This is a genomic window from Limnohabitans rimovensis (SeqCode) (genome assembly GCF_965234775.1).
GTDB classification, from domain to species: domain Bacteria; phylum Pseudomonadota; class Gammaproteobacteria; order Burkholderiales; family Burkholderiaceae_C; genus Limnohabitans; species Limnohabitans rimovensis.
In genome coordinates this window covers 1,130,102-1,153,768 of the sequence record NZ_OZ248562.1, presented here as the reverse complement: position 1 = coordinate 1,153,768, position 23,667 = coordinate 1,130,102, and the positions used below count along the sequence as shown (strand labels likewise).

At 58.6% G+C, this 23,667-nt stretch carries 23 protein-coding genes and 1 tRNA gene; 12 read left to right on the top strand and 12 right to left on the bottom strand.

All coding sequences use genetic code 11. The features are described 5' to 3' along the window. Positions 1–75 precede the first annotated feature (75 nt). The 3 genes from AC8GFZ_RS05525 to greB all read left to right on the top strand — a co-directional run bounded on the left by AC8GFZ_RS05525 (position 76) and on the right by greB (position 1,339). Entirely contained in the window at positions 76–522 is a 447-nt protein-coding gene (locus AC8GFZ_RS05525) for an FKBP-type peptidyl-prolyl cis-trans isomerase (RefSeq protein ID WP_506643146.1), read from the top strand. A 128-nt stretch (positions 523–650) separates the two neighbouring features. Continuing rightward, positions 651–727, top strand: a tRNA-Arg gene (locus AC8GFZ_RS05520). 51 nt (positions 728–778) lie between these two features. Continuing rightward, the gene (gene greB, locus AC8GFZ_RS05515; RefSeq protein ID WP_506643144.1) at positions 779–1,339 is read left to right on the top strand and encodes a transcription elongation factor GreB; all 561 of its coding nucleotides are present in this window, start codon (positions 779–781) and stop codon (positions 1,337–1,339) included. Between the two features lie 14 nt (positions 1,340–1,353). On the opposite strand, the gene AC8GFZ_RS05510 is transcribed toward greB, so the two are convergent. The 4 genes from AC8GFZ_RS05510 to AC8GFZ_RS05495 all read right to left on the bottom strand — a co-directional run bounded on the left by AC8GFZ_RS05510 (position 1,354) and on the right by AC8GFZ_RS05495 (position 5,478). After that, positions 1,354–3,612 carry a RelA/SpoT family protein gene (locus AC8GFZ_RS05510; protein ID WP_506643142.1) on the bottom strand — a complete coding sequence of 753 codons (2,259 nt, stop codon included), beginning with the start codon at positions 3,610–3,612 and terminating at the stop codon, positions 1,354–1,356. Between the two features lie 100 nt (positions 3,613–3,712). Then, on the bottom strand, positions 3,713–3,916 hold the full coding sequence (rpoZ, locus tag AC8GFZ_RS05505) for a DNA-directed RNA polymerase subunit omega (RefSeq protein ID WP_506643140.1): 204 nt from the start codon (positions 3,914–3,916) through the stop codon (positions 3,713–3,715). 17 nt (positions 3,917–3,933) lie between these two features. After that, the gene (gene gmk / locus AC8GFZ_RS05500; RefSeq protein ID WP_506643138.1) at positions 3,934–4,554 is read right to left on the bottom strand and encodes a guanylate kinase; all 621 of its coding nucleotides are present in this window, start codon (positions 4,552–4,554) and stop codon (positions 3,934–3,936) included. Between the two features lie 6 nt (positions 4,555–4,560). Beyond that, on the bottom strand, positions 4,561–5,478 hold the full coding sequence (locus AC8GFZ_RS05495; RefSeq protein WP_506643136.1) for a YicC/YloC family endoribonuclease: 918 nt from the start codon (positions 5,476–5,478) through the stop codon (positions 4,561–4,563). 120 nt (positions 5,479–5,598) lie between these two features. On the opposite strand from AC8GFZ_RS05495, the gene rph reads away from it, so the two are divergent. The 3 genes from rph to hemW are packed head-to-tail and all read left to right on the top strand — an operon-like array spanning position 5,599 to position 8,233. Further along, positions 5,599–6,324, top strand: a complete 726-nt coding sequence (rph, locus tag AC8GFZ_RS05490; protein WP_506643134.1) for a ribonuclease PH — start codon at positions 5,599–5,601, stop codon at positions 6,322–6,324. Between the two features lie 11 nt (positions 6,325–6,335). Beyond that, a complete protein-coding gene (gene rdgB, locus AC8GFZ_RS05485) occupies positions 6,336–6,944 on the top strand; it encodes an RdgB/HAM1 family non-canonical purine NTP pyrophosphatase (RefSeq protein WP_506643132.1) in 609 nt (202 codons plus the stop codon). Further along, complete coding sequence (gene hemW / locus AC8GFZ_RS05480) at positions 6,941–8,233, top strand: radical SAM family heme chaperone HemW (protein ID WP_506643130.1); 1,293 nt, start codon at positions 6,941–6,943, stop codon at positions 8,231–8,233. Before rdgB ends, hemW begins: the two co-directional genes overlap by 4 nt. Here the strand turns inward: hemW and lspA are convergent. The 3 genes from lspA to AC8GFZ_RS05465 all read right to left on the bottom strand — a co-directional run bounded on the left by lspA (position 8,227) and on the right by AC8GFZ_RS05465 (position 12,755). Further along, complete coding sequence (gene lspA / locus AC8GFZ_RS05475; RefSeq protein ID WP_506643128.1) at positions 8,227–8,748, bottom strand: signal peptidase II; 522 nt, start codon at positions 8,746–8,748, stop codon at positions 8,227–8,229. The two genes, hemW and lspA, sit on opposite strands and share 7 nt — an antisense overlap. A gap of 14 nt (positions 8,749–8,762) precedes the next feature. Continuing rightward, a complete protein-coding gene (gene ileS, locus AC8GFZ_RS05470; protein WP_506643126.1) occupies positions 8,763–11,651 on the bottom strand; it encodes an isoleucine--tRNA ligase in 2,889 nt (962 codons plus the stop codon). 84 nt (positions 11,652–11,735) lie between these two features. Then, positions 11,736–12,755, bottom strand: coding sequence for a bifunctional riboflavin kinase/FAD synthetase (locus AC8GFZ_RS05465; RefSeq protein WP_506643124.1), 1,020 nt, complete (start codon positions 12,753–12,755; stop codon positions 11,736–11,738). A gap of 128 nt (positions 12,756–12,883) precedes the next feature. Between AC8GFZ_RS05465 and AC8GFZ_RS05460 the strand changes: the two genes are divergently transcribed. Further along, complete coding sequence (locus tag AC8GFZ_RS05460) at positions 12,884–13,441, top strand: HNH endonuclease (RefSeq protein ID WP_506643122.1); 558 nt, start codon at positions 12,884–12,886, stop codon at positions 13,439–13,441. Here AC8GFZ_RS05460 and purN read toward each other — a convergent pair. Next, the gene (purN, locus tag AC8GFZ_RS05455; RefSeq protein WP_506643120.1) at positions 13,387–14,091 is read right to left on the bottom strand and encodes a phosphoribosylglycinamide formyltransferase; all 705 of its coding nucleotides are present in this window, start codon (positions 14,089–14,091) and stop codon (positions 13,387–13,389) included. The two genes, AC8GFZ_RS05460 and purN, sit on opposite strands and share 55 nt — an antisense overlap. A 117-nt stretch (positions 14,092–14,208) precedes the next feature. Here purN and AC8GFZ_RS05450 point away from each other — a divergent pair, with 117 nt between their 5' ends. Next, entirely contained in the window at positions 14,209–15,387 is a 1,179-nt protein-coding gene (locus tag AC8GFZ_RS05450) for an acyl-CoA dehydrogenase family protein (RefSeq protein ID WP_506643118.1), read from the top strand. Between the two features lie 3 nt (positions 15,388–15,390). After that, positions 15,391–16,506: an acyl-CoA dehydrogenase family protein gene (locus tag AC8GFZ_RS05445; protein ID WP_506643116.1), complete on the top strand. Its 1,116-nt coding sequence runs from the start codon at positions 15,391–15,393 to the stop codon at positions 16,504–16,506. On the opposite strand, the gene AC8GFZ_RS05440 is transcribed toward AC8GFZ_RS05445, so the two are convergent. Continuing rightward, on the bottom strand, positions 16,503–16,742 hold the full coding sequence (locus AC8GFZ_RS05440; RefSeq protein WP_506643114.1) for a DUF1653 domain-containing protein: 240 nt from the start codon (positions 16,740–16,742) through the stop codon (positions 16,503–16,505). The two genes, AC8GFZ_RS05445 and AC8GFZ_RS05440, sit on opposite strands and share 4 nt — an antisense overlap. 74 nt (positions 16,743–16,816) lie before the next feature. On the opposite strand from AC8GFZ_RS05440, the gene AC8GFZ_RS05435 reads away from it, so the two are divergent. After that, complete coding sequence (locus AC8GFZ_RS05435; protein ID WP_506643112.1) at positions 16,817–18,130, top strand: RsmB/NOP family class I SAM-dependent RNA methyltransferase; 1,314 nt, start codon at positions 16,817–16,819, stop codon at positions 18,128–18,130. Positions 18,131–18,173: 43 nt separating this feature from the next. After that, positions 18,174–19,385, top strand: a complete 1,212-nt coding sequence (locus AC8GFZ_RS05430) for a DesA family fatty acid desaturase (protein ID WP_506643110.1) — start codon at positions 18,174–18,176, stop codon at positions 19,383–19,385. Positions 19,386–19,515: 130 nt separating this feature from the next. Here the strand turns inward: AC8GFZ_RS05430 and rpmG are convergent, their stop codons facing one another. From rpmG to trxB, 3 genes are all read right to left on the bottom strand, one after another. Continuing rightward, the gene (gene rpmG / locus AC8GFZ_RS05425; protein WP_502214355.1) at positions 19,516–19,686 is read right to left on the bottom strand and encodes a 50S ribosomal protein L33; all 171 of its coding nucleotides are present in this window, start codon (positions 19,684–19,686) and stop codon (positions 19,516–19,518) included. 71 nt (positions 19,687–19,757) lie between these two features. Continuing rightward, the gene (rpmB, locus tag AC8GFZ_RS05420) at positions 19,758–19,991 is read right to left on the bottom strand and encodes a 50S ribosomal protein L28 (protein WP_506643107.1); all 234 of its coding nucleotides are present in this window, start codon (positions 19,989–19,991) and stop codon (positions 19,758–19,760) included. A 281-nt stretch (positions 19,992–20,272) separates the two neighbouring features. Continuing rightward, the gene (gene trxB, locus AC8GFZ_RS05415) at positions 20,273–21,220 is read right to left on the bottom strand and encodes a thioredoxin-disulfide reductase (RefSeq protein ID WP_506643105.1); all 948 of its coding nucleotides are present in this window, start codon (positions 21,218–21,220) and stop codon (positions 20,273–20,275) included. 121 nt (positions 21,221–21,341) lie between these two features. Between trxB and AC8GFZ_RS05410 the strand changes: the two genes are divergently transcribed. Then, on the top strand, positions 21,342–23,666 hold the full coding sequence (locus AC8GFZ_RS05410) for a DNA translocase FtsK (protein ID WP_506643103.1): 2,325 nt from the start codon (positions 21,342–21,344) through the stop codon (positions 23,664–23,666). The last annotated feature ends 1 nt before the right edge of the window (position 23,667 follow it).

Below are 23,667 nucleotides of genomic sequence, written 5' to 3'. Positions count from 1 at the left end.
CACATGTGTCCGACTTCAAGACATGGAGCATGGGCATGTGAAAATGCAATCAACATATTCACGGGAAATTTCCATATGAACTTTAAGAATTCCTTTTTCGCGGCACTCGGCCTGTGCGCCTTTTTCATTTCGTCAGTTGGAGCTCAAAACGACTTTGCCCAAACGGCAGCCAAAGAGCCCGGTGCGAAAGTGACGGCTTCGGGTTTGGTTTATCGATCGCTTCAAGACGGTCAAGGAGCCAGCCCCATGGCCACTGACAAAGTCAAAGTGCATTACCGAGGCACTTTTCCCGATGGCAAGGAGTTTGACAGCTCGTACAAGCGCAACCAGCCGATTGATTTCCCTTTGAACGGTGTGATCGCTTGCTGGACCGAGGGTGTTCAATTGATGAAGGTTGGCGGCAAAGCCAAATTGACTTGCCCACCCGCCATTGCCTACGGTACCCGTGGCGCTGGAGGCGTGATTCCTCCCAATGCAACCCTTCAGTTTGAGGTTGAGCTGATTGCCATTGCGGGCAAGTAGCAGCAATTCTTTGGGCAATGGTTTTGTCTGATGGTCCCAACGCCTACCCCTAAGGGGCTTCAACACTGGGTCAGATCACCTGATCAAGGGCGTCGGACCTATCGTGCTAGAATATTTCTTTTTTGAATGCGGCTGTAGCTCAGTTGGATAGAGTACTTGGCTACGAACCAAGGGGTCGTGGGTTCGATTCCTGCCAGCCGCACCATTCTCACAACCTGCTTTCTTCGGATGGCAGGTTTTTTTTTGATCTTTCTCCATGAGCAAAGCTTTTACCCGCGAAAACGATGGGGAAGACGAAGAGCCAAATGGTTTGCCACCGATCCCTGCCGGTGGGAAGAACTACATCACGCCTGCTGGTTATGCCCGCATCCGCGCCGAACTTTTCGAGTTGATCGACCATGAGCGACCCAAGGTGGTCGAAGTGGTGCACTGGGCAGCCAGCAATGGCGACCGGTCTGAAAACGGTGACTACATTTATGGCAAAAAGCGATTGCGTGAAATTGACCGCCGCATCCGTTTTTTAACGGGCCGCATGGAGTTGGCTGTGGTGACCGACCCCAGCGTGCACCATGGCAGTGATCAGGTTTTTTTTGGCGCTTGCGTGACCTATGGCTTGCCCGATGGCGAGGAAAAGACCATCACCATTTTGGGCATTGACGAGGCGGACAGCTTGCAAGGCCAGGTGAGTTGGGTCTCGCCTGTGGCGCGCAGCTTGTTGAAATCGCGTGTGGGCGACGAGGTTCGATTGACCACACCAGCGGGTGTGCAGACCCTGGAGGTGTTGTCGGTGGTTTATCCCGCACCTTCAATGCCCTGAAATTTCTCAACCGATCAATGGTAGCGGCCTGCGATGGCAGGTGAGGTGACCCGGTGAGCCTGAACCACCGATGGTGTTCGGCGCAAATTACGCAACACCGTGTCGAGGTGGCTGGTGTCGCGCACTGCGATCACAAAGCGCAACTCGATGGCCGCTTCACCGGTGGTCTCGTCGGCCATGTTGACCCGGGTGATGTCGGCCTCTGCACTGGTCATGGCGCTGGCCACACGGGCCAAAACCCCTTTGCCGTTGTTGACCGTCACCACCAACTCGGACTCAAACGTGCGCGCGGGCTCTTCGGACCATTCCACCCCCATGAAGCGTTCACGGTCCTTGTGTTGCAAGCGTTGTCCCACGCCGCAGTCGCTGGTGTGGATGATCAGCCCTTCGCCACGACCCAAGTAACCCAAGATGGGGTCGCCAGGCAGGGGGCGGCAGCAAGGCGCAAACTGCACCGACGCGTTTTCGCTGCCGTCGATCAGCACCGAGCCCTGTGACACGGTTTCGTGGGCGGTGAAGCGCTCACGGCTGAGAAGCAAGGGGTCTGGCTTTTCGCCGATTTCGCTGAGCAACCCTACCAAGCGCTTGGCCACGATGTGGGCGACTCGCTTGCCCAGGCCGATGTCGGTCAGCAGCTCTTCGCGGCTGCGGCTGCCGGTGAAACGCAGCAATCGATCCCACAGCCCCGCGTGTGGCCCCTCGTGGTCGGGTAGGCCCTCAAAACCCTCGGCGCGCAGGGCTTGGATCAGCATTTTTTGCCCCATTTGGGTGGATTCAACCTGGGCCAAGCCCTTGAGGTAATGGCGAATTTTGGAGCGCGCACGCCCTGTGCGCACAAAGCCCAGCCAAGCGGGGTTGGGCGCAGCCACGGGTGAGGTGATGATTTCCACCACATCGCCATTGCGCAGCTCGGTGCGCAACGGCACCGAATCGCCATTGATTTTGACCGCCATGGTGCGGTCGCCAATGTTGCTGTGCACTGCATAGGCAAAGTCGACGGCAGTGGCACCGCGCGGCATGGCCATGATGCGGCTTTTCGGGGTGAAGACATAAACCGCATCGGGAAACAAATCGACTTTGACGTGGTCCCAAAATTCGGAGGCGTCGTGGGTTTCGTCTTGAATGTCGAGCAAAGATTGCAGCCATTTGGCACCCAGGCGTTCGGCTTGTTCGGCACTTTGGCGATCGTTTTTGTACAGCCAATGGGCCGCCACGCCAGACTCGGCCACCACATTCATGGATGGGGTGCGCAGTTGAAACTCCACGTTGGTGCCGGATGGCCCCACCACCGTGGTGTGCAATGACTGATAGCCATTGAGTTTGGCAATGGCAATGTGGTCCTTGAAGCGCCCTGGCACCGGTTTGTAGAGTTGGTGCAGCAACCCCAGCGCGGTGTAACACTCGGTCACACCGCCCAGGATCAAGCGAAAGCCATACAAATCATTGACCTGGGCAAAGCTCAGGTTTTTGGTGTCCATCTTTTTATAAATGGAGTGAAGTGTTTTTTCGCGCCCGGTGATTTGCATGGCCAAGCCGGATTTTTGAAAAATGGCCTCGACTTCATGCTGAACTTTTTTCATCACATCGCGGCGGCGATTGCGCGCACGCGAGATGGCTTTTTCGAGCACCTTGTAGCGCCAAGGCATCAAGTGCCGGAAGGACAAATCTTGCAACTCGCGGTAGGTTTGGTTCAGGCCCAGGCGATTGGCGATGGGCACATAAATGTCCAAGGTTTCGCTGGCGATGCGCCGCCATTTCTCAACCGGCATGTCTGACAGGGTGCGCATGTTGTGGCTGCGGTCGGCCAGTTTGATCAAAATGACACGCACGTCGCGGGCCATGGCCAAGAGCATTTTTCGAAACGACTCGGCTTGGTTTTCTTCGCGGGTATCAAACTGCAATTTGTCCAGTTTGGTCAGGCCATCCACCAGTTCGGCCACGGTGGGGCCAAACTTTTCAATCAATTCGGTTTTGACAATGCCGCAGTCTTCCAGCACGTCGTGCAACAAGGCTGCCATCAGGGCCTGGGCATCGAGCTTCCACTGGGCACACTGGGCTGCCACGGCAATGGGGTGGGTGATGTAGGGCTCACCGCTGCTGCGCAATTGACCCAGATGCGCTTCATCGGCCAAACGGTATGCGCGCCGGACTTGCTCAACCTCGTCGGTGGAGAGGTAGTCCAGTTTGGCCATCAAGGCAGCAAAACTGGCCGCCGCCGCATTGGCCGCAGCGTGGGCGGGCTTGGCAGGTTGGGTCGGGCTGAGTGTGTTCACAGCCTTGACTGTATCAATTTGTCGTTGGTCCAGCCCCAACGCCGGTCATGGGCGAAAAAAAACACCGCCTCGGCGGTGTTTTGGGATGCGTGGTGAGGCTTTAGCCGGGCACTTTTTTCAGCATTTCCAGGCCGATTTTGCCAGCGGCGATCTCGCGCAGCGCTGTCACGCCGGGCTTGTTCTTGCTTTCAATTTTCGGGGTGTGGCCCTGGCTGATCATGCGCGCACGGTAAGTGGCAGCCAATACGAGTTGAAAGCGATTGGGGATGAATTCCAGGCAGTCTTCGACGGTGATGCGGGCCATTGCTTTACTCCAGAGGGTCATTTCAATTTGAGGGCCTGAAAAATGTCAGCCCGAGCGCGTCGCAAGGCTTTGTATTTGAGCCGTTGCGAATGAACAATGGCCTTGAGGTCAAACAAAGCCCGTTCAAACAACTCATTGATTATAACGAAGTCAAATTTCGGGGCCTGCGACATCTCATGGGCCGCGTTCTTGAGCCGCGTCTCGATCACATCCAGGCTGTCTTCGCCCCGATTTTGCAGCCGCGAGCGCAACTCATCCCAGCTGGGGGGCAAGATGAAGATGAGCACGGCATTGGCAAAAATCTTCTTGATTTGCAATGCACCTTGGTAATCGATTTCGAGCACCACATCGGCACCTTGGGCGATGCGTTGCTCGATGGACTCGCGCGAGGTGCCATAGCGGTGGCCATGCACCGTGGCCCATTCCAAAAATGCTTCTTGTTGGATCAAGGCATCAAAGGCTTCATCGCTCACAAAGTGGTACTCGCGGCCGTCCTTTTCTTGGCCACGCGGTGGGCGGGTGGTGTGCGACACCGATGGCCGCACGGCTGCATCCAGCTCCATCAAGGCCTTGACCAAGCTCGATTTGCCCGCGCCACTGGGCGCTGCCACCACATACACATTGCCAGGGTAGTCCATGGGTCTTTACTCCAGGTTTTGGACCTGTTCGCGCATTTGCTCGATCAGGACTTTCATGTCAACCCCAACGCGGGTCATCTCCAAGGCGGCTGATTTCGATCCCAGCGTGTTGGCTTCTCGGTGCAATTCTTGGATCAAAAAATCCAATCGCTTGCCAACCCCTTCTTTGACCGGCGGGTGATTCAGGCATTGGGTGATTTCAGCCAGATGGGCGCCCAAACGCGTCAACTCCTCGGCCACGTCGATGCGAATGGCAAAAGCAGTCGCTTCGCTCAAGGCCCGATCTTGGGCCTGATCGGCATTGGCAGATTCTTGTCCCAGGCCCAAGGCTTCATGCCAGCGGTCCAAAAAACGTTGTCGTTGTTGGGCCACCAGGGTGGGCACCAAGGGCAATGCCTTGGCCACCAAAGCCTGTAACTGGCCGACCTGCTCCAGCAAGTGCTGTACCAAGCGCTGACCTTCGCGGGAGCGGGCTTGCAGCAAGCTCGCCAGGGCATCCTGGGCCAATTGCAACAAGGCCGGCCCCAGATCTTGGGGGTTGGCCTGAGGTTGCACGGACAATTTGAGGATGTCGGCCACGCTCAAACCCCGCGCCTGGGGCAAAACGGCTTGGACCTGTGTTTGCCATTGGGACAACTGACCCAGCAAGGCAGCATCGGGCTGGGTCAATCCTGCATGCTGATCGGCTTCGAGGTGTACCCGAACTTCCACTTTGCCGCGCTTGAGTTGGGCACTGACCAGGTCGCGCAGCGCGGCTTCGTGCATGCGCAGCTCATCGGGCATGCGAAAGCCAATGTCCAAAAAGCGGCTGTTGACCGAGCGGATTTCCAAGCCCAGGCGAACCGGGGCTGTCGAAGAGGGGGGTGCGGTGGACGCCAGCAGCACTTGGGTGCTGGCGTAACCAGTCATGCTGTAAATGGGCACGGTTGATCAGGGGCTGACAAAAAAGGATTATCTCAGGGACGAGGGTCAGGCCTTGGGACAGGGTGTGATATGCGGGACAATCGCGGCCTCAAATGATTGCCCAATTGGAAATTCACCCCCATGACCTTGCCCGCCTCACGCCTGAACCGCGCCGTTGACCAGATGCGCCCCGTGCGCATCACCCGCCACTACACCATCCATGCCGAAGGCTCGGTGCTGATCGAGTTTGGTCAAACCAAGGTCTTGTGCACCGCCTCGGTGGAAGAAAAAGTCCCACCCCACAAGCGCGGGTCGGGGCAGGGTTGGGTCACCGCCGAGTACGGCATGTTGCCCCGCGCCACCCACACGCGCAGCGACCGCGAGGCGGCCAAAGGCAAACAAAGCGGGCGCACCCAAGAGATTCAGCGCTTGATTGGCCGCTCTTTGCGGGCGGTGTTTGACTTGCAAGCCTTGGGTGAGCGCACGATTCAAATTGACTGCGATGTGTTGCAAGCCGATGGTGGCACCCGCACGGCCAGCATCACCGGCGCCTATGTCGCCGCCCAAGATGCCGTTCGCGGCTTGTTGGCCAGCGGCAAGATCAGCCAGTCGCCCATCATTCATTCGGTGGCCGCCATATCGGTGGGCATTCTCAAAGGCCTGCCATTGCTGGATTTGGAATACACCGAGGATTCCGCTTGCGACACCGACATGAATGTGGTGATGACGGGTGCTGGCCACTTCGTGGAGGTGCAAGGCACGGCTGAGGGCGCGGCCTTCACCCGCTTGGAAATGGACCAACTCTTGGGTTTGGCTGAAAAGGGCATCCAAGAATTGTTCGCTTTGCAACAACAAGCCCTGGGTTGAAGGCTGGGGTCATGCGTCAATTGGTGTTGGCATCGAACAATGCAGGTAAGCTGGCCGAGCTGCGCATGCTCTTTGCGCCCTTGGGGTGGCAATTGCTGCCGCAATCTGACTTCAATACGCCCGAGGCTGAGGAGCCGTTTCACACCTTTGTGGAAAACGCTTTGGCCAAGGCCCGACATGCCGCCGCTCACACGGGCTTGCCAGCGGTGGCCGACGATGCGGGCTTGTGCGTGGACGCGTTTGACGGCTTGCCTGGGGTGCAAACCGCCCATTACGCCACTCAGTTTGGTTATGCCAAAGGCGATGAGAACAATGTGCGCGCCCTGCTCGAGCAACTTCAAGGGGTTGAGCAGCGCAGAGCGGCCTTGGTCAGCACCTTGGTGGCGGTCCGAACCCCGATGGACCCTGAGCCCTTGATCGCCGTGGGGCGTGCGGTTGGCGAGATCACCACCGCACCCCGGGGCCCCAACGGTTTTGGTTTTGATCCGGTGATGTACCTGTCCGAGTTGGGGCAAACCTTCGCCGAACTCGACCCAGCGGTGAAAAACCAATACAGCCACCGCGGCCAAGCGGCCCGACAACTGGTGGCGCTGATGCAAGCGCAGTGGGCCAAGCCTTGAGCGCTGCTGCGACCCCTTTGGACTTGAGCCAGTTGGGCGATGCCTCTCATTGGCTCAGGCCCGGCACCTTGCAACTGCCCGCCTTGCCGCCCTTGTCTTTGTATGTGCACCTGCCTTGGTGCCTGAAAAAATGCCCCTATTGCGACTTCAACTCGCACGCTTGGGGGCCAGGCATGGGCGAGTTGCCACAAGCGGCCTATTTGCAGGCGTTGGTGGCGGATTTGCAGCAGTCCTTGCCCCTGGTGTGGGGGCGGCCAGTGCACAGCATCTTCATCGGTGGGGGCACGCCCAGCCTGTTTGAGCCTTGGGCGATTGAGCAACTGCTGGGGCACATCCGAGCTTTGTTGCCTTTGGTGCCCGATTGCGAAATCACCTTGGAGGCCAACCCCGGCACTTTTGAGACCGATCGCTTCCATGGCTACCGAGCGGCTGGCGTCACGCGCTTGTCGGTGGGGGTGCAAAGTTTTCACAACGACAGCTTGCGTGCCTTGGGTCGGGTGCATGATGCCGACCAAGCGATGGCCGCTGTGCGGGAAGCTGCCGAGGCTTTTGACACCTTCAACATCGACCTGATGTACGCCTTGCCAGGCCAAAGCCTGAGCGCCTTACAGCACGATTTGGACACCGCGCTGGGCCTGGCCCCGCCGCACTTGTCCATCTACCACCTGACCATTGAGCCCAACACCTGGTTCGAACGCCACCCGCCCAGCTTGCCAGAGGAGGACGAGGCTTTTGACATGCTTGACATCATCACCCAGGGCACAGCTGAGCAAGGCATGGCGCGGTATGAAGTGTCGGCCTATGCGCAAAAAGGCCATGCGTGTTGGCACAACACCAATTACTGGCAATTTGGCGACTATTTGGGCATTGGCGCTGGTGCGCACAGCAAGATCAGTTTTCCGCACCGTGTGTTGCGCTTGATTCGCTACCGTGAACCCGCCCTGTACCAAAAGCAAGCCATGTCTGGGCAAGCGGTGAGCCAGGGCCATGAAGTGGCCCGAAGAGACCTGGCGTTTGAGTTTGCCCTCAATGCGTTCCGCTTGAAACATGGCTTTGCCTTGAACGACTTCAGCGCCCGCACCGGCTTGCCATTGAGCGCCATCGAAGCCCCATTGGCGCAAGCCCAGAACAAAGGCTTGATCGAGCAAGTGGGTCAGCGGGTCTTGCCCACGGAGCGGGGCTTTGACTTTTTAAATGACCTGGTGGAATTGTTTTTGCCGCCAGAGGGAAAGACCGCAGTGACCCCTGGGGCGACAGCGCAAACGCTGGTGTTCAAACCGAATCAGTGAGTTTTTCTCTTGCTCTGGCGCACCCGCCAAATCTCGTCGATGACCATGGTGACGGCCCCGATGGAGATGGCGCTGTCGGCCACATTGAAGGCTGGGAAATGACCGCCATGAAAAATGGGTTCTAAAAACGCCCAGTGAAAGTCGGCAAAGTCGATCACGTGGCCATAAAAAATGCGGTCCAACACATTGCCCACCGCACCCCCCAAGATCAGCGAAATGGCCAAACAAAACAATTTTTGTTGGGGGTGGTTGTGCAGCATCCACACCATGAACAGAGCCGCCGCGCTGCCCAAGCCAATGAAAAACCAACGCTGCCAACCGGAGGCCGATGCCAAGAAAGAAAAGGCAGCGCCGCTGTTGTGCACCCTGACCAGGTTGAAAAAATCAGTGATGAACAGGCTTTCGCCCCACTGAAAATGGCCCACGATCAACACCTTGGTCAATTGGTCCAGCACCAAAATCAACAGTGACAATGACAGCCACAGCTTGAGGGTGGGGGCGTTGCGCGTGGCCATGGTTGGGGCCCTGATCAGGCGAACGAACGGTTTTCACCAGCGCCGTGCAAATTGCTGTCGCAGCGCTGGCACAGGTGGGGGTGAGCCGCCACTTGGCCCACATCCACCCGGTAATGCCAACAGCGTTCGCACTTGACGTGGGGCGAAGGGCTGACCTGTACCGTGAGCGTTTGCCCTGACTCAAACTGCAGCGCAGAGGTGATGAACACAAAGCGCACATCCTCGCCCAGGCTTTGCAGCAAGGCATGGTCTGTTGCGCTCAATGTGAGCTGGACTTGGGCTTGCAAAGACGAGCCCACTTGACCTTGGCTGCGCAACACTTCGATTTCTTTGTTCACGGCTTCGCGCAATTCGCGGATGCGCGCCCATTTGGCCAGCAAATCCGCATCGGGTTCTGGCAGTTGCAAATAGGTGTTGGCAAAAATGCTTTTGCCGTTGCCCAGCACCGTCCATGCCTCTTCTGCGGTGAAACTGAGGAACGGCGCCATCCAGCGCAACATGGCTTGGGTGATGTGCCACAGCGCGGTTTGCGCACTGCGTCTGGCGTGTGACTGCGGCGCGGTGGTGTAGAGCCGGTCTTTGAGCACGTCCAAATAAAACGCACCCAAGTCTTCCGAGCAAAAGATTTGCAGCTTGGCCACAACGGGGTGGAACTCGTACACCCCAAAGTGACCACCTTCAAACACCTGTCGTGCTGCGTTGTAGTGGCCCACGATGTCGGCTTGCAGTTGGGCGGTGCGGCTCAGGGCGTAGCGGTCCACTTCCAGCAGATCGACCAAGGGCACCGCGTCTTTGGCGATGTCAAAGTCACTGGTGTTGGCGAGCAAAAACTTCAAGGTGTTGCGCACACGGCGGTAGGTGTCGACCACCCGCGCCAAGATTTTGTCGTCGATGTTCAAGTCACCCGAGTAATCGGTAGACGCCACCCACAGGCGCACGATTTCTGCGCCCAGCTTGTCGGTCACCTCTTGCGGCACCACGGTGTTGCCAAGCGATTTGCTCATCTTGCGGCCTTGGCCGTCGGTGGCAAAACCGTGGGTCAACAAACCTTTGTAGGGGGCGCGGTCGTACAGGGCGCAACCCAAGAGCAGGGAGCTGTGGAACCAACCCCGGTGTTGGTCATGGCCTTCCAAATACAAGTCGGCTTCGGGGCCAGTTTCGTGAAACGGTGGCCGGTCGTATGCGGCTTTGTGGCTGCCGCGCAGCACGTGCTCAAAGGTGCTGCCAGAGTCGAACCACACTTCCAAAATATCGGTACTCTTGGTGTACTGCTCGGGGTGGTCACCCGCTTGGTTCAAGATGTCTTCCACCGTGGCACGGCTCCAGGCCTCGATGCCGCCTTGCGCAACCATATCCGCCGCTTGGTCCAAGATGGCCATGGTGCGGGGATGCAATTCGCCGCTGTCTTTGTGCAAAAAGAACGGCACCGGCACGCCCCATGAGCGCTGGCGCGAAATGCACCAGTCGGGGCGGTTGGCGATCATGTCGCGCAAACGGGTTTTGCCGTTTTCGGGGTAAAACTGGGTGTGCTCAATCGCGTCCAGCGCCAATTGGCGCAGGGTCTTGGGCGCTTTGTCCTTGGTGAACACACCCGCACCCTCGTCCATGCGGATGAACCATTGCGCTGCGGCGCGGTAGATGACCGGCGTTTTGTGCCGCCAGCAATGCGGATAACTGTGGGTGATGCCATGCGTGGCCATCAATCGGTTGGCGTTTTTCAGCGCTTCCAAAATGACGGGCACCGCTTTCCAAATGTGTTGGCCGGCAAACAAGGGGAAGTCGGGGGCATAAGCACCGTTGCCTTGAACGGGGTTCAAGATGTCGGTGTAAGCCATGCCGTGCGACACGCAGGAGTTGAAGTCATCCACACCGTAAGCGGGGGCGCTGTGCACGATGCCGGTGCCGTCATCGGCGGTGGCGTAATCGGCCAAGTACACGGGCGCTATACGTTGGTAGCCCGCGTCCACGTGTGACAGCGGATGATGAAATTCAATCAAGTCCAGCGCTTGACCCTTGCAGGTGGCCAGTACGGTGCCGCTGAGTTGCCAGCGCTCCAAACATTTGTCCACCAAGCTTTCAGCGCAGATGTACAAGCCCTGGGCGGTGTCGACCAGTGCATAGCTCAACTCGGGGTTGAGGTTCAGGGCTTGGTTGGCGGGAATGGTCCAAGCGGTGGTGGTCCAAATGACTGCAAAGGCTTGTTTGTCCAGTTTGGGCAAACCAAAGGCCGTGGCCAGTTTGTCGGGTTGGGCGCACAAAAACGCCACATCCAAGGTGTCGCTTTTTTTGTCGGCGTATTCAATTTCAAACTCGGCCAAGGACGAGCCGCAATCGAAACACCAGTACACCGGCTTCAAGCCACGGTAGACAAAACCACGCTCGATCACCCGCTTGAAGGCGCGGATTTGCCCCGCCTCATTGGCGGGGTCCATGGTGCGGTAAGGGCGCTCCCAGTCGCCCAGCACGCCCAGTCGTTTGAAGTCTTCGCGCTGCTGCTCGATTTGCTCGGTGGCAAAGGCGCGGCTTTTGGCCTGCATATCGTCTCTGGAGAGTTTGCGGCCATGCAGTTTTTCAATGGCGTTTTCAATCGGCAAACCGTGGCAGTCCCAGCCGGGGATGTACTGCGCATCAAAGCCGGCCAATTGGCGGCTTTTGACGATCATGTCTTTCAACACCTTGTTCAGCGCATGGCCGATGTGCAATTTGCCGTTGGCATAGGGTGGGCCGTCGTGCAGCACAAACAGCGGTTGGCCGTGGCGCGTCACGCGCAGTTGTTTATAAAGCCCTTGATCCGACCAAGCCTTGGCCCACGCCGGTTCGCGCTTGGGCAAGTCGCCCCGCATGGGAAAGGGCGTGTCGGGCAGGTTGAGGGTGGATCTGTAATCGGAGGTGGATTCGGTCATTTTGAAGCTCAAACAAAAGCGGCATGGCCAATGCCAGGGCAGGGCGGCAAGGGCGGTGCAGGGTGAGTGCGGGCCCTAGGCGCTTCAAATTCGGTCGCGGGTGGTCTGGCGGCGGGTATTGGCGGGGCTGGGTGCGTGTTGCTCGAACCACAGACGGGCGTCCACACAATCTTGGGCAATGCCTTGCTGCAAAGCGTCCAAGCTGTCGTACTTCAATTCGTCGTGCAATTTATGTAACAAGTCCACGCGAATGATTTTACCGTAGCCCCCCTCTGGACCCAGATGGCTGGGCCACTGCAAACAATGGGTTTCCAGCAAGACGCGGCCGCCGTTGACATCGTTGGGGTCGATGGATGGGCGCACCCCCAAATTGGCCACCCCTGGCAAAGCGGTGTCGCCCAAGCCGTGCACTTGAACCACAAAAATGCCGCTGGCCGCGGGTTTCCAATGGCTGAAGCGCAAATTCAAGGTGGGGCATTGCAACGTGCGGCCCAATTTGCGCCCATGCACCACATGGCCGGATATGGCGTAAGCACGCCCCAGCAACTGGGCCGCACGGGCCATATCGCCATCTTTGAGTGCAGCACGCACCGAAGAGCTCGAAACCCTTTGGCCGCGCACTTCATAGCTGTTCATGCGCGCCACATCAAAGCCATGCCGGGCACCTGCTTCGTCCAGGCTGGCGTAATCGCCTTGGCGTTTGGCACCGTAACGAAAGTCGTCGCCAACCAGCACATAGCGCGCACCCAGCCCGGACACCAAGCCGTGGCGCACAAAGTCCTCGGGTGTGGTGCTGGCCAATGTCTCATTGAAGGGCAAGACCACACACTGGTCAATGCCGCAAGCGGCCAGCTCGCTCAATTTGTCGCGCAGGGTGGCAATGCGGGCTGGTGCCAAGCTGGGGTTTTGGGCCTTGCGAGCAAAGTGGTCACGGGGATGGGGCTCAAAGGTCAGCACACAACTGGGCAAGCCCCGGTGCTCGGCTTCAGAGCGCAGCAAAGCCAGCATGGCTTGGTGGCCACGGTGCACCCCGTCAAAGTTGCCAATGGTCAGGGCACAGTGGGGGAAGCGTTGCTGGGGTTGGAATCCGTGAAGAATGCGCATGGGGGGATGGGTCGTCACAAGGGCGCCAATAAAACAGGTTATATTGTCTCGCATAGAGACATTGCGTTTGCCATCGGTGGGCGCGATCAGAAAGCGCATCCGGTTTTAAACCATCGTGGAGGTGTGGATTGAAGGTCTTGAAACTCTCGGCCCAGGGCTTGCCCCAGTCGTGGATCTCGCTTGAACAGGCGGTGATCCATTACGCTGCCAACGAAGTACGTTGGGAGTCGGGGGGTGAAATCGCCGTTTTTCGGGGTGGCCACAATGCCATCACGGGCCAGCAGTCCATCATTGCGGTCAATAGCATCATTGGCACCCGAGGCGTGCCATCCATCAACCCCTTTGATTTGCGCCCTGGCTTGACCAACGCCAAATTGTTTGCCCGCGACCGCAATATCTGCGCTTATTGTGGCGATCATTTTCACGAAACCGAACTCACCCGTGAGCACATCATTCCGTTCGCCCAAAACGGGGTGGACCACTGGATGAATGTGGTCACCGCCTGCCGCGCTTGCAACCACCGCAAGAGCAGTCGCACCCCTGAGCAAGCCAAAATGCCCTTGCTCTACACGCCGTATGTGCCCACCTTGTGGGAAGACTTTATCTTGCGCAACCGCCGCATCCTGGACGATCAGATGGAGTTCTTGATGGCCCATTTGCCGCGCAATTCAAGGTTGGCCGCCTGAAGCGGGCACTGCGCGGCTGAAGGTTTTACAGCCCGGACCAGGTGGATAGGTGACGTGGTCAATGAGGTCAGCAACTCTGTCACGGCCCTCGGGTACATCAAATGCTCTTGCGAGAGAACCCGCGCTGCCAAGGTGTCTGCGGTATCGCCGGGCAAGACCGGCACCACCGCTTGCGCCAAGATGGGCCCATGGTCCAAATCGGCGGTCACTTGGTGCACCGTTGCCCCGGCAAAGCGACACCCGGCATCGATGGCCCTTTGGTGGGTGTTGAGCCCCGGGAATGCGGGCAGCAATGAGGGGTGAATGTTGATCAAGCGGCCCGCGTAGTGCGCCACAAAAGCGGGGGTCAGGATGCGCATGAAACCGGCCAACACCACCAGGGCGGGTTGGTGCACATCGATGGCCTGCATCAAAGCCTGGTCAAACGCCGCGCGCGGGTCCCCTTGATCGTCAAAAGCCCGATGGTCCACCACTTGGGTCGGCAAACCCAGCTCAGTGGCCATCTGCAAACCTTTGGCACCGGGCCGGCTGCTGATCACGGCACACACACGCGCTTGGAATTTTTGGTGCCATGCTTCTCTTTGGGCCGCTTGGGCGATGGCCGCCATGTTGGAGCCGCTGCCAGAAATCAAAATCACGATGTTGCGCATGACTGGAATTATCGCGAATGGCCACAGCCCAGGCTGGCTTTGCGGCAAAATCGCACGATCGTGCTAAAAAAATGCACGAACACCAGCGCCGACCAATGCGCTTCATGGAGAGATGACATGGACCTGAAATTCACCCCCGAAGAGCAAGCATTTCGCGAAGACATTCGCGCTTGGGTGCATGCTTCTTTGCCCACCCACATTTCACGCAAGGTCCATAACGCCTTGCGTTTGTCGCGTGAAGACATGCAAACCTGGGCCAAGATTTTGGGCAAAAAAGGCTGGCTGGGCTACGGCTGGCCCACCCAGTTTGGCGGCCCGGGTTGGAACGCAGTGCAAAAACATTTGTTTGAAGAAGAGTGCGCTTTGGCCGGGGCGCCACGCGTGGTGCCGTTTGGCCCGGTGATGGTGGCGCCCGTCATCATGGCTTTTGGCTCGCCTGAGCAACAGCAGCGGTTTTTGCCGGGCATTGCCAGCGGCGAGGTGTGGTGGAGCCAGGGCTACAGCGAGCCAGGCTCGGGCTCAGACCTCGCCTCGCTCAAAACCCGCGCCGAGCGGGTGGGCGACAAGTACATCGTCAACGGCCAAAAAACCTGGACCACCTTGGCCCAGTTTGGCGAATGGATTTTTTGCTTGGTGCGCACCAGCTCTGAGGGCAAGCCGCAAACCGGTATTTCGTTTTTGCTGATCGACATGAAATCCAAGGGCGTGAGTGTGCGTCCCATCAAACTGCTGGACGGTGAATGTGAGGTCAACGAAGTCTGGTTTGACAACGTCGAAGTGCCCGCCGAGAACCTGATTGGTGAAGAAAACAAGGGCTGGAATTACGCCAAGTACCTGCTGGCTCATGAGCGCACCAACATCGCCGACGTCAACCGCGCCAAGCGAGAGTTGGAGCGCTTGAAGCGCATCGCCAAAGCCGAAGGCGTTTGGGACGACATGCGCTTTCGCGACGAAATCGCCAAGCTCGAAGTCGATGTGATTGCCTTGGAGATGATGGTGCTGCGGGTGTTGAGCGCCGAGAAGTCGGGCAAGCAGTCGTTGGACATTGCTGGTCTGCTCAAGATTCGCGGCTCCGAAATTCAGCAGCGCTACAGCGAATTGATGATGCAAGCGGCTGGCCCCTTCAGCTTGCCCTTCATCCAAGAGGCGATGGAAGCTGGATGGCAAGGCGACCATGTGGGTGCGGCCCACTGTGCGCCTTTGGCGTCCACCTATTTCAATATGCGCAAGACCACCATTTACGGTGGCTCGAATGAAGTGCAACGCAACATCGTTGCACAAACTGTTTTGGGGTGAAGCATGGACTTTGATTTTTCAGACGAACAAGAACAACTGCGCGACGCAGTTCGCAAATGGGTGGACAAGGCCTACAGCTTTGACGAACGTCGCAGTGTGGTGGCCGCAGGTGGTTTTTCTGCCAGCGCCTACCAAGCCATGGCCGAATTGGGTCTGTGCGGTTTGTATGTGCAAGATGCGTATGGCGGCATGGCCATGGGGCCCACCGAGGGCATGGTGGCGATGGAAGAGTTGGGTCGCGGCATGGTGATGGAACCCCTGGCCCACACCTGGATCAGCACGGCGGTGCTGCAAGCTTTCGCTCCCGAAGACCTGAAAACCGAATGGCTGCCCCGCTTGGCCGGTGGCGAGGCTTTGCTGGTGTTGGCGCACCATGAAAAAGGCGCTCGCTACGACTTGCACAAATGCCAAGCCACTGCCAGCCAAGTGGGCGGTGCGTGGCAGTTGAGTGGTCACAAGAGCTTGGTACCTGCCGGTGACCACGCCCATGGCTTTTTGGTGCCTGCCACGGTGAATGGTCAGCAGGCGATGTTCTTGGTGCCGCGCAGTGCGGCCACCAACACGGCCCATGCCTACCTGGCGCAAGACGGCAGTCGCATGTCAGAGCTAAAACTGAAAGACGCCCCTGCACAACTCATCACCATGGACGGTTTGGCTGCCTTGCAACTGGCGGTGGATGTGGGTGCCACGTCCTTGTGCGCCGAAGCCGTGGGTTTGATGGAAAAAACCTTGGCTGTCACCGTGGAATACCTCAACACCCGCAAACAGTTTGGTGTCGCCATTGCCAGTTTTCAGGCGCTGCGCCACCGCGTGGCCGACATGAAAATGCAACTCGAGTTGGGCCGCTCCATGAGCTATTACGCCACGCTCAAACTCAATGCCCCGGCTGCTGAGCGTTCACTGGCGGTGTCGCGGGCAAAGTACCAAATTGGGCGCTCCACCCGCCATGTGGGCCAAGAAGCGGTGCAACTGCACGGCGGCATTGGCGTGACCGATGAGTACATCGTCAGCCACTGCTTCAAGCGCTTGACGCAAATCGAACTCAGCTTGGGCGACAGCTTGCACCACTTGGGTTTGGTGTCTGCGCAGATGCAAGAGACGGCTGGCGTGTTTGCTTAAGCCGTTAGTGGCGTGAAGCGCAACTGCTTCACGCCCCCAATCACCACCTCTTCGGTGAACATCGCAAACGGCCGCACCCACAGTCCGCGCTCACCGTATTCAGCGCGGTACAGCACCAAAGGCTCCAAGGTTTCGCTGTGGCGCACCACGCCCAGCACTTCGTAGCGCAGGCCTTTGTAGTGCATGTAGGGGCCCAGTGGCAGGGTGGGCAGGGGAGAGAGGTCAGTGTCGGACATGGGCGAGAGCATAAAGCTTTGCGCTCGACATACCGTGGCATGAGGATTTGGTCGATCAGGCTCGATAATGCACCATGCACCCCAAAGCCCTGATGGACGCCTGCACCGAATTGGTTCGCCAGGTTTTGAAGTTCGACCACCCCGCCGACGCGGTGGTGTCCCAATTTTTCAAGCAACACCGCAAGTCTTTGGGCTTGGGGCCGCGTGAGCGCACCGCCTTGTCGGGTGCGGTTTACAGCGTGTTGCGCCAGAAATTGTTGTTTGACCATTTGTCGCCTTCGGGCAGGGGCCCCAAAGAGCGGCGCATGGCCATCTTGGGGTTTGCCCATCACCAAGACCAGCTGGCCCACAGCCCGCAGCCAGGACAAGGCGCCAGGGATTTTTTGCGCAGCGCCCTGAGCGAGCCTGAAAAAAAATGGCTGGAGCAATGCGATGCGGTGGACCGCCAGGCCTTGCTCGACCGGCATCGGCACAATTTGCCCGAATGGCTGGTGGCGTCCCTCAAGGCCCAATTGGGCGATGATTTTTGGGCGTATGTGGCGGCTTTGAACCGCCCGCAAGGCATGGATTTGCGGGTCAATGCCTTGGGTCACAAGCGCTCAGAGGTGCAAGCCCAGTTGAAAAAAGAACGCATCGCCAGCGAACCCACGCCGTTTTCACCCTGGGGCTTGCGCTTGCTGGACAAGCCCAACTTGAGCGACAGCGCGGCCTTCAGCCAAGGCGCTGTGGAGGTGCAAGACGAAGGCTCGCAATTGCTGGCCTTGTTGGTGGACGCCAAGCGCGGTGAGATGGTGGTTGATTTTTGTGCAGGCGGTGGCGGCAAAACCCTGGCCTTGGGCGCTGCCATGCGCAACACCGGCCGCTTGTATGCCATGGACACATCGGCACACCGCTTGGAGGGCCTCAAGCCCCGCTTGGCACGCAGTGGCTTGTCCAATGTGCACCCATTGGCCATTGCCCATGAGCGCGATGACCGCATCAAGCGCCTGAGTGGCAAGATCGATCGGGTGCTGGTAGACGCCCCCTGCTCAGGCCTGGGCACCTTGCGCCGCAGCCCCGACTTGAAGTGGCGCCAGTCGCCCGAGGGGATGCAGGCCATGTCCGTGCAGCAAAACGCCATATTGGACAGCGCGGCCCGTTTGCTCAAGCCCGGTGGCCGTTTGGTATATGCGACGTGCAGCACCATGCTGGAGGAAAACGAAGCCGTGGCCCAGGCTTTCAGCCAACGTCACCCGAAGTGGGTTCCCCTGTCGGTCCAGGATGCCCTGACGGAACTCAAAGTGGACCAGGCCGCGCAATTGTGTGGCGATGACGGCATGTATTTGCGCATGTGGCCCCACCGGCATGGCACGGATGGTTTTTTTGCCGCCGTTTGGTGCGCGCCTTAAAATCAATGGTTATGACCCTTGACAGGGTTTGAAAGGAATCGCGATGTGGATCACTGACTCTCCCTTCATCACCGCCATGTTGCATTGGCTGGCCTACGGTGTGTGGGATTTGACAGCTTGGCAACTGCTGTGGGTGACCTTGGGCCTGACGCACATCACCATCGCAGCGGTTACCATTTATTTGCACCGCCACCAAGCCCACCGCTCGATGGACTTGCACCCCGTTCCCGCCCACTTCTTTCGACTCTGGCTGTGGCTCACCACCGGCATGCAAACCAAAGCCTGGGCGGCCATCCACCGCAAGCACCACGCCAAATGTGAAACCCCAGAAGACCCTCACAGCCCGCAAACCCGAGGCATTCGAACGGTGTTTTGGCAAGGCGCTGAGCTGTACCGTGCCGAGGCCCGCAACACCGAAACCTTGAGCAAATATGGCCACGGAACGCCCAACGATTGGGTGGAAAACTGGGTGTATTCGCGCTTTCCCTGGCAAGGCCTGGGTGTGATGCTGATCATCAATCTGGCTTTGTTTGGCGTGGTGGGCCTGAGCATTTGGGCGGTGCAAATGATGTGGATCCCCGTCACCGCTGCGGGCATCATCAATGGCATTGGCCACTACTGGGGTTATCGCAATTTCGAAGCGCCTGACGCCAGCACCAATATTTCACCTTGGGGCATCTTGATCGGTGGCGAGGAGTTGCACAACAACCACCACACCTACCCCACCTCGGCCAAGTTGTCGGTCAAGCCCTATGAGTTCGACATCGGCTGGTTGTACATCCGCGTGCTTGAAACCCTGGGTTTGGCCCATGTCAAGAAAACCCCGCCCAAGCTGCAATGGGGCGATGTTCAGCCCGTTGCCAATGAGCAAACCCTGGAGGCATTGATCGTCAACCGCTACGAGGTCATGGCCGGATATGCCCGCGAACTTCAGCGCGCGGTGGCCCAAGAGATTGCCCGTTTGCCCCAGCAACCCGCCGATTCGGTGCTGAAAGTGGCGCGCCGCTGGATGCACCGCGACGCCGACAAGGTGCCCAGTTGGGCCAGCCACAGCTTGGAACAAGCCCGCGCGGTGCTGCCCGATGCCGACACCATGGTTCGCATGCGCGAAGAATTGCGCCAACTGTGGCTGAGCACCCACCGCTCGCGAGACCAGTTGGCCAGCGATTTGCAAGCCTGGTGTCGCAAAGCCGAGGACAGTGGCGTGGCGGCTTTGCAAGAGTTCTCGCTACGCTTGCGCATGGCACGCCTCTGAGGGACGGGTTGCCCAAGGCTGAATCTGGCTCAGGAAAAAAGCCTATGGGCTTTCAGACGGGCAACTGATGCCGACCGACCATGAAAAAACCGCTCCGAGGAGCGGTTTTTTCTTTGGGCGCCAGGCTGAATCACTTCAGCTTGGTTTCCTTGTACTCGACATGCTTGCGGGCTTTGGGATCAAATTTCATGATCGTCATTTTCTCGGGCATGGTTTTCTTGTTCTTGCTGGTGGTGTAGAAATGACCGGTACCTGCCGAAGATTCAAGCTTGATTTTTTCGCGTCCGCCTTTGGAAGCCATGGTGAAATCCTTTCAGTCTGTGATGGATGGCGTTCAACCCCATTGGGTGAAGGCCAGGGATGTGGGGTGAATCAGGCTTGACCGCGGGCACGCAAATCTGCGAGAACCACTTCAATGCCTTTTTTGTCGATTAAGCGCAATGCGGCGTTGGACACGCGCAAACGCACCCAGCGGTTTTCACTTTCGACCCAAAAACGGCGGTACTGCAGGTTGGGCAGGAAACGGCGCTTGGTTTTGTTGTTGGCGTGGGAGACATTGTTTCCCACCATCGGGCCTTTGCCCGTGACTTCACATACGCGTGCCATGAGGACACTCCATTCAAACGGCCCACAACGGTGGTTGCGAACCTGACCTCGCCAAAAGGGGGCGGTATCCCTGTGCCACACCGATTGGCGCGACACTTACCCCCTGTGAGGAGATAAGCCATATATTATAGCCCGAAATAACCCGCTGGCCCCTGGGCTTTGGCAGACGCGCTACCTAAGCTGCACCAGCCTGAGGCAAAGCGGGTGCTAACTTGGGACTGGGGTCAAGGCAGAGAACAAATGGGGCAATGGGCTGCAGCGGAACCCGAAAGGCACGGGGTTCAGCTGGCTTGCTCCAAAAACCGCTGGGCGTCCAGGGCGGCCATGCAGCCGGTGCCCGCGCTGGTGATGGCTTGGCGGTACACATGGTCTTGCACGTCGCCGGCCGCAAACACGCCAGGCACGCTGGTCATGGTGGCCATGCCTTGCAAGCCACTTTGGGTGATGATGTAGCCGTCCTTCATGTCCAGCTGGCCTTTGAAAATATCGGTATTGGGCTGGTGGCCAATGGCAATGAAGCAGCCTTGCAAGGCCAGGTCGCGGGTGCTGTGGTCGGTGATGCTTTTCAGCCGCACGCCGGTCACGCCACTGGCGTCGCCCAAAACCTCGTCCAAAACGCTGTGCAGTTGCAGCACGATCTTGCCGCTGCTGACTTTGTCCATCAGCTTGTCGATCATGATGGCCTCGGCTTTGAACTTGTCGCGGCGATGCACCAAGTGCACTTGGCTGGCGATGTTGGACAAATACAAGGCCTCTTCCACGGCGGTGTTGCCACCGCCCACCACACAAACGGCTTGTTCTCGGTAGAAAAAGCCGTCACAGGTGGCGCAGCCGGAGACACCCCGGCCCATGAAGGCTTGCTCAGAGGGCAGACCCAGGTATTTGGCCGATGCGCCGGTGGCGATGATCAAGGTGTCGCAGGTATAGGTGCCGCTGTCGCCTTTGAGGGTGAAGGGTCGTTTGGAAAAATCAACCTGGTTGATGTGGTCAAACACGATCTCGGTGTTGAAGCGCTGCGCGTGCTCCAAAAAGCGTTGCATCAGGTCGGGGCCTTGAACGCCGTGCACGTCGGCAGGCCAGTTATCGACCTCGGTGGTGGTCATCAACTGGCCGCCTTGGGCCATGCCGGTGATCAACAAAGGTTTGAGATTGGCGCGGGCGGCGTAAACGGCGGCGGTGTAACCGGCCGGTCCAGAGCCGAGGATGAGGACTTGTGCGTGGGTGGTCATGGGGGCCTTGGAGAAGTGGGTCGCCGGTCAGGGCGGCAAACGACATTGTAAGAAGGGTGGGTTTTCCCGAATTTTGGCGGGCTTTCCACCCTTTGGCTGGGGTAAGCTTGCGGTTTTCGACATGACGTACTCCCTCAATACCTTGAACGCAGACCGCGATGCCGGGCCCGAACCCACGGGCTGGCGCCGTTTTGCCCAAGAAATGGCCTTGACCGCCGGGTTTTTGTTCCTGGCGTTTTGGCTCTTGGCCTTGATTTCCCATCACCCCGGTGATTCGGCCTGGACCACCTCTGGGGCAGGGGCGGTCACGCGCAATGCCGCGGGCCGCTTGGGCGCCTTGATCAGCGACATCGGGTTTTTCATGCTCGGCTATTCGATTTGGTGGTCGTATGGCGCGGCCTTGTCGGTCTGGGTCAGGGCTTTGCTGCAACGCTTGCGCAATGAAGGCGCGACCGTGGCCGATGTGCCCTGGCGCCACACCAAATCGGCGTTCTGGAGCGGTTTGGCCATGCTGCTGTTGTCGAGCGCAGCCCTGGAGTGGAGCCGTTTGTACCGCTTTGAAGACCAACTCGCGGGCAGCATCAGTGGTGGCGTGGTGGGTTACTTCATTGGCCCGGTGAGCGAGCATTGGCTGGGATTCAACGGGGCGGGCTTGGTGTTCATCGCCTTGATGCTGGTGGGTGCCTCATGGGTGTTTCGCTTTTCTTGGGTGCAGGTCGCGCAATATATTGGTGCGTCCATCGATGGCTTTGTGGCTTCTTGGCGCGAAAAGCGCGAGCTGGCCCAAGACCTGGCCATGGGTCAAGCAGCGGCCCGTGAGCGCGATGAAATCATCACCGAATCTCGCCCCGACATGGATGAACCCACAGCCCCGGCGGTGAACATTGAAGCCGTGGTGTTGGACGTGCCCAAAAGCACCCGGGTGGCCAAAGAGCGCCAGCGCCCCTTGTTCCAAGAGATGCCCGACAGCCATTTGCCCCAGGTGGACTTGCTCGATGGGGCCCTGACCCGCCAAGACACGGTGTCGAGCGAAACCATGGAGATGACCAGCCGCATGATTGAAAAGCGGTTGAAAGACTTTGGGGTCGAGGTGCGGGTGGTGGCCGCTGCGCCAGGACCGGTGATCACCCGTTACGAAATCGAACCCGCCACCGGCGTCAAAGGCTCGCAAGTGGTGGGCCTGGCCAAAGACTTGGCCCGCTCGCTGAGCCTGGTGTCGATCCGCGTGGTCGAGACCATTCCTGGTAAAAACTTCATGGCCTTGGAGCTGCCCAATGCGCGGCGGCAAACCATCAAGCTGAGCGAAATTTTGGGCTCGCAGGTGTACAACGAAGCCAAGTCCATGCTCACCATGGGTTTGGGCAAAGACATTGTGGGCAACCCCATCGTGGCTGATTTGGCCAAGATGCCGCATGTGTTGGTCGCGGGCACCACGGGTTCGGGCAAATCGGTGGGCATCAACGCCATGATTTTGTCGCTGCTGTACAAGGCCGAGGCGCGCGATGTGCGCTTGTTGATGATCGACCCCAAGATGCTGGAGATGTCGGTTTACGAAGGCATTCCCCATTTGTTGGCGCCGGTGGTGACCGACATGAAACAAGCCGCACACGGGTTGACTTGGTGCGTGGCCGAGATGGAACGCCGCTACAAGCTGATGAGCAAAATGGGTGTGCGCAACTTGGCTGGGTACAACACCAAAATTGACGAAGCCACTGCCCGCGAGGAGCACATCGGCAATCCCTTTAGCTTGACGCCAGAGTCGCCCGAACCGCTGGAGCGTTTGCCCCACATCGTGGTGGTGATCGATGAATTGGCCGACCTGATGATGGTGGTGGGCAAAAAAATCGAAGAGCTGATTGCCCGCTTGGCCCAAAAGGCACGCGCCGCAGGCATCCATTTGATCTTGGCCACCCAACGACCCAGCGTAGACGTGATCACCGGCTTGATCAAAGCGAATATTCCCACCCGCATTGCATTTCAGGTGAGCAGCAAAATCGACAGCCGCACCATCTTGGACCAGATGGGGGCTGAAGCCTTGTTGGGCATGGGCGACATGCTCTATATGCCCAGTGGTACGGGTTTGCCCATCCGCGTGCATGGGGCTTTTGTCAGTGATGAAGAGGTGCACCGGGTGGTCAACTACCTCAAAACCCAAGGTGAGCCCAACTATGTCGAGGGCTTGCTGGAAGGCGGTACCGTCGAAGGCGGCGACCTGGATTTGGATGGCTTGGGCGCCGCCGGCGGCGAAAAAGACCCCTTGTACGACCAAGCTGTCGAGATTGTTTTGAAAAACCGCAAGGCCAGCATTTCCTTGGTGCAGCGGCATCTGAAAATTGGCTACAACCGCGCGGCACGTTTGGTCGAGGACATGGAAAAGGCCGGCCTGGTCAGTTCCATGAGCACCAGCGGTCAGCGTGAAATTTTGGTGCCCAGTCGGGCCGAGTGAG

Coding starts and splice junctions, on each gene's coding strand:
- gmk (WP_506643138.1), bottom strand. CDS start 4,554: ATGGACTACCCTGGCAATGTGTATGTGGTGGCAGCGCCCAGTGGCGCG.
- AC8GFZ_RS05430 (WP_506643110.1), top strand. CDS start 18,174: ATGTGGATCACTGACTCTCCCTTCATCACCGCCATGTTGCATTGGCTG.
- ileS (WP_506643126.1), bottom strand. CDS start 11,651: ATGACCGAATCCACCTCCGATTACAGATCCACCCTCAACCTGCCCGAC.
- trxB (WP_506643105.1), bottom strand. CDS start 21,220: ATGACCACCCACGCACAAGTCCTCATCCTCGGCTCTGGACCGGCCGGT.
- AC8GFZ_RS05410 (WP_506643103.1), top strand. CDS start 21,342: ATGACGTACTCCCTCAATACCTTGAACGCAGACCGCGATGCCGGGCCC.
- greB (WP_506643144.1), top strand. CDS start 779: ATGAGCAAAGCTTTTACCCGCGAAAACGATGGGGAAGACGAAGAGCCA.
- rph (WP_506643134.1), top strand. CDS start 5,599: ATGACCTTGCCCGCCTCACGCCTGAACCGCGCCGTTGACCAGATGCGC.
- rdgB (WP_506643132.1), top strand. CDS start 6,336: ATGCGTCAATTGGTGTTGGCATCGAACAATGCAGGTAAGCTGGCCGAG.
- rpmG (WP_502214355.1), bottom strand. CDS start 19,686: ATGGCTTCCAAAGGCGGACGCGAAAAAATCAAGCTTGAATCTTCGGCA.
- AC8GFZ_RS05465 (WP_506643124.1), bottom strand. CDS start 12,755: ATGCGCATTCTTCACGGATTCCAACCCCAGCAACGCTTCCCCCACTGT.
- lspA (WP_506643128.1), bottom strand. CDS start 8,748: ATGGCCACGCGCAACGCCCCCACCCTCAAGCTGTGGCTGTCATTGTCA.
- rpmB (WP_506643107.1), bottom strand. CDS start 19,991: ATGGCACGCGTATGTGAAGTCACGGGCAAAGGCCCGATGGTGGGAAAC.
- AC8GFZ_RS05435 (WP_506643112.1), top strand. CDS start 16,817: ATGCACCCCAAAGCCCTGATGGACGCCTGCACCGAATTGGTTCGCCAG.
- AC8GFZ_RS05525 (WP_506643146.1), top strand. CDS start 76: ATGAACTTTAAGAATTCCTTTTTCGCGGCACTCGGCCTGTGCGCCTTT.
- rpoZ (WP_506643140.1), bottom strand. CDS start 3,916: ATGGCCCGCATCACCGTCGAAGACTGCCTGGAATTCATCCCCAATCGC.
- AC8GFZ_RS05440 (WP_506643114.1), bottom strand. CDS start 16,742: ATGTCCGACACTGACCTCTCTCCCCTGCCCACCCTGCCACTGGGCCCC.
- AC8GFZ_RS05445 (WP_506643116.1), top strand. CDS start 15,391: ATGGACTTTGATTTTTCAGACGAACAAGAACAACTGCGCGACGCAGTT.
- purN (WP_506643120.1), bottom strand. CDS start 14,091: ATGCGCAACATCGTGATTTTGATTTCTGGCAGCGGCTCCAACATGGCG.
- AC8GFZ_RS05450 (WP_506643118.1), top strand. CDS start 14,209: ATGGACCTGAAATTCACCCCCGAAGAGCAAGCATTTCGCGAAGACATT.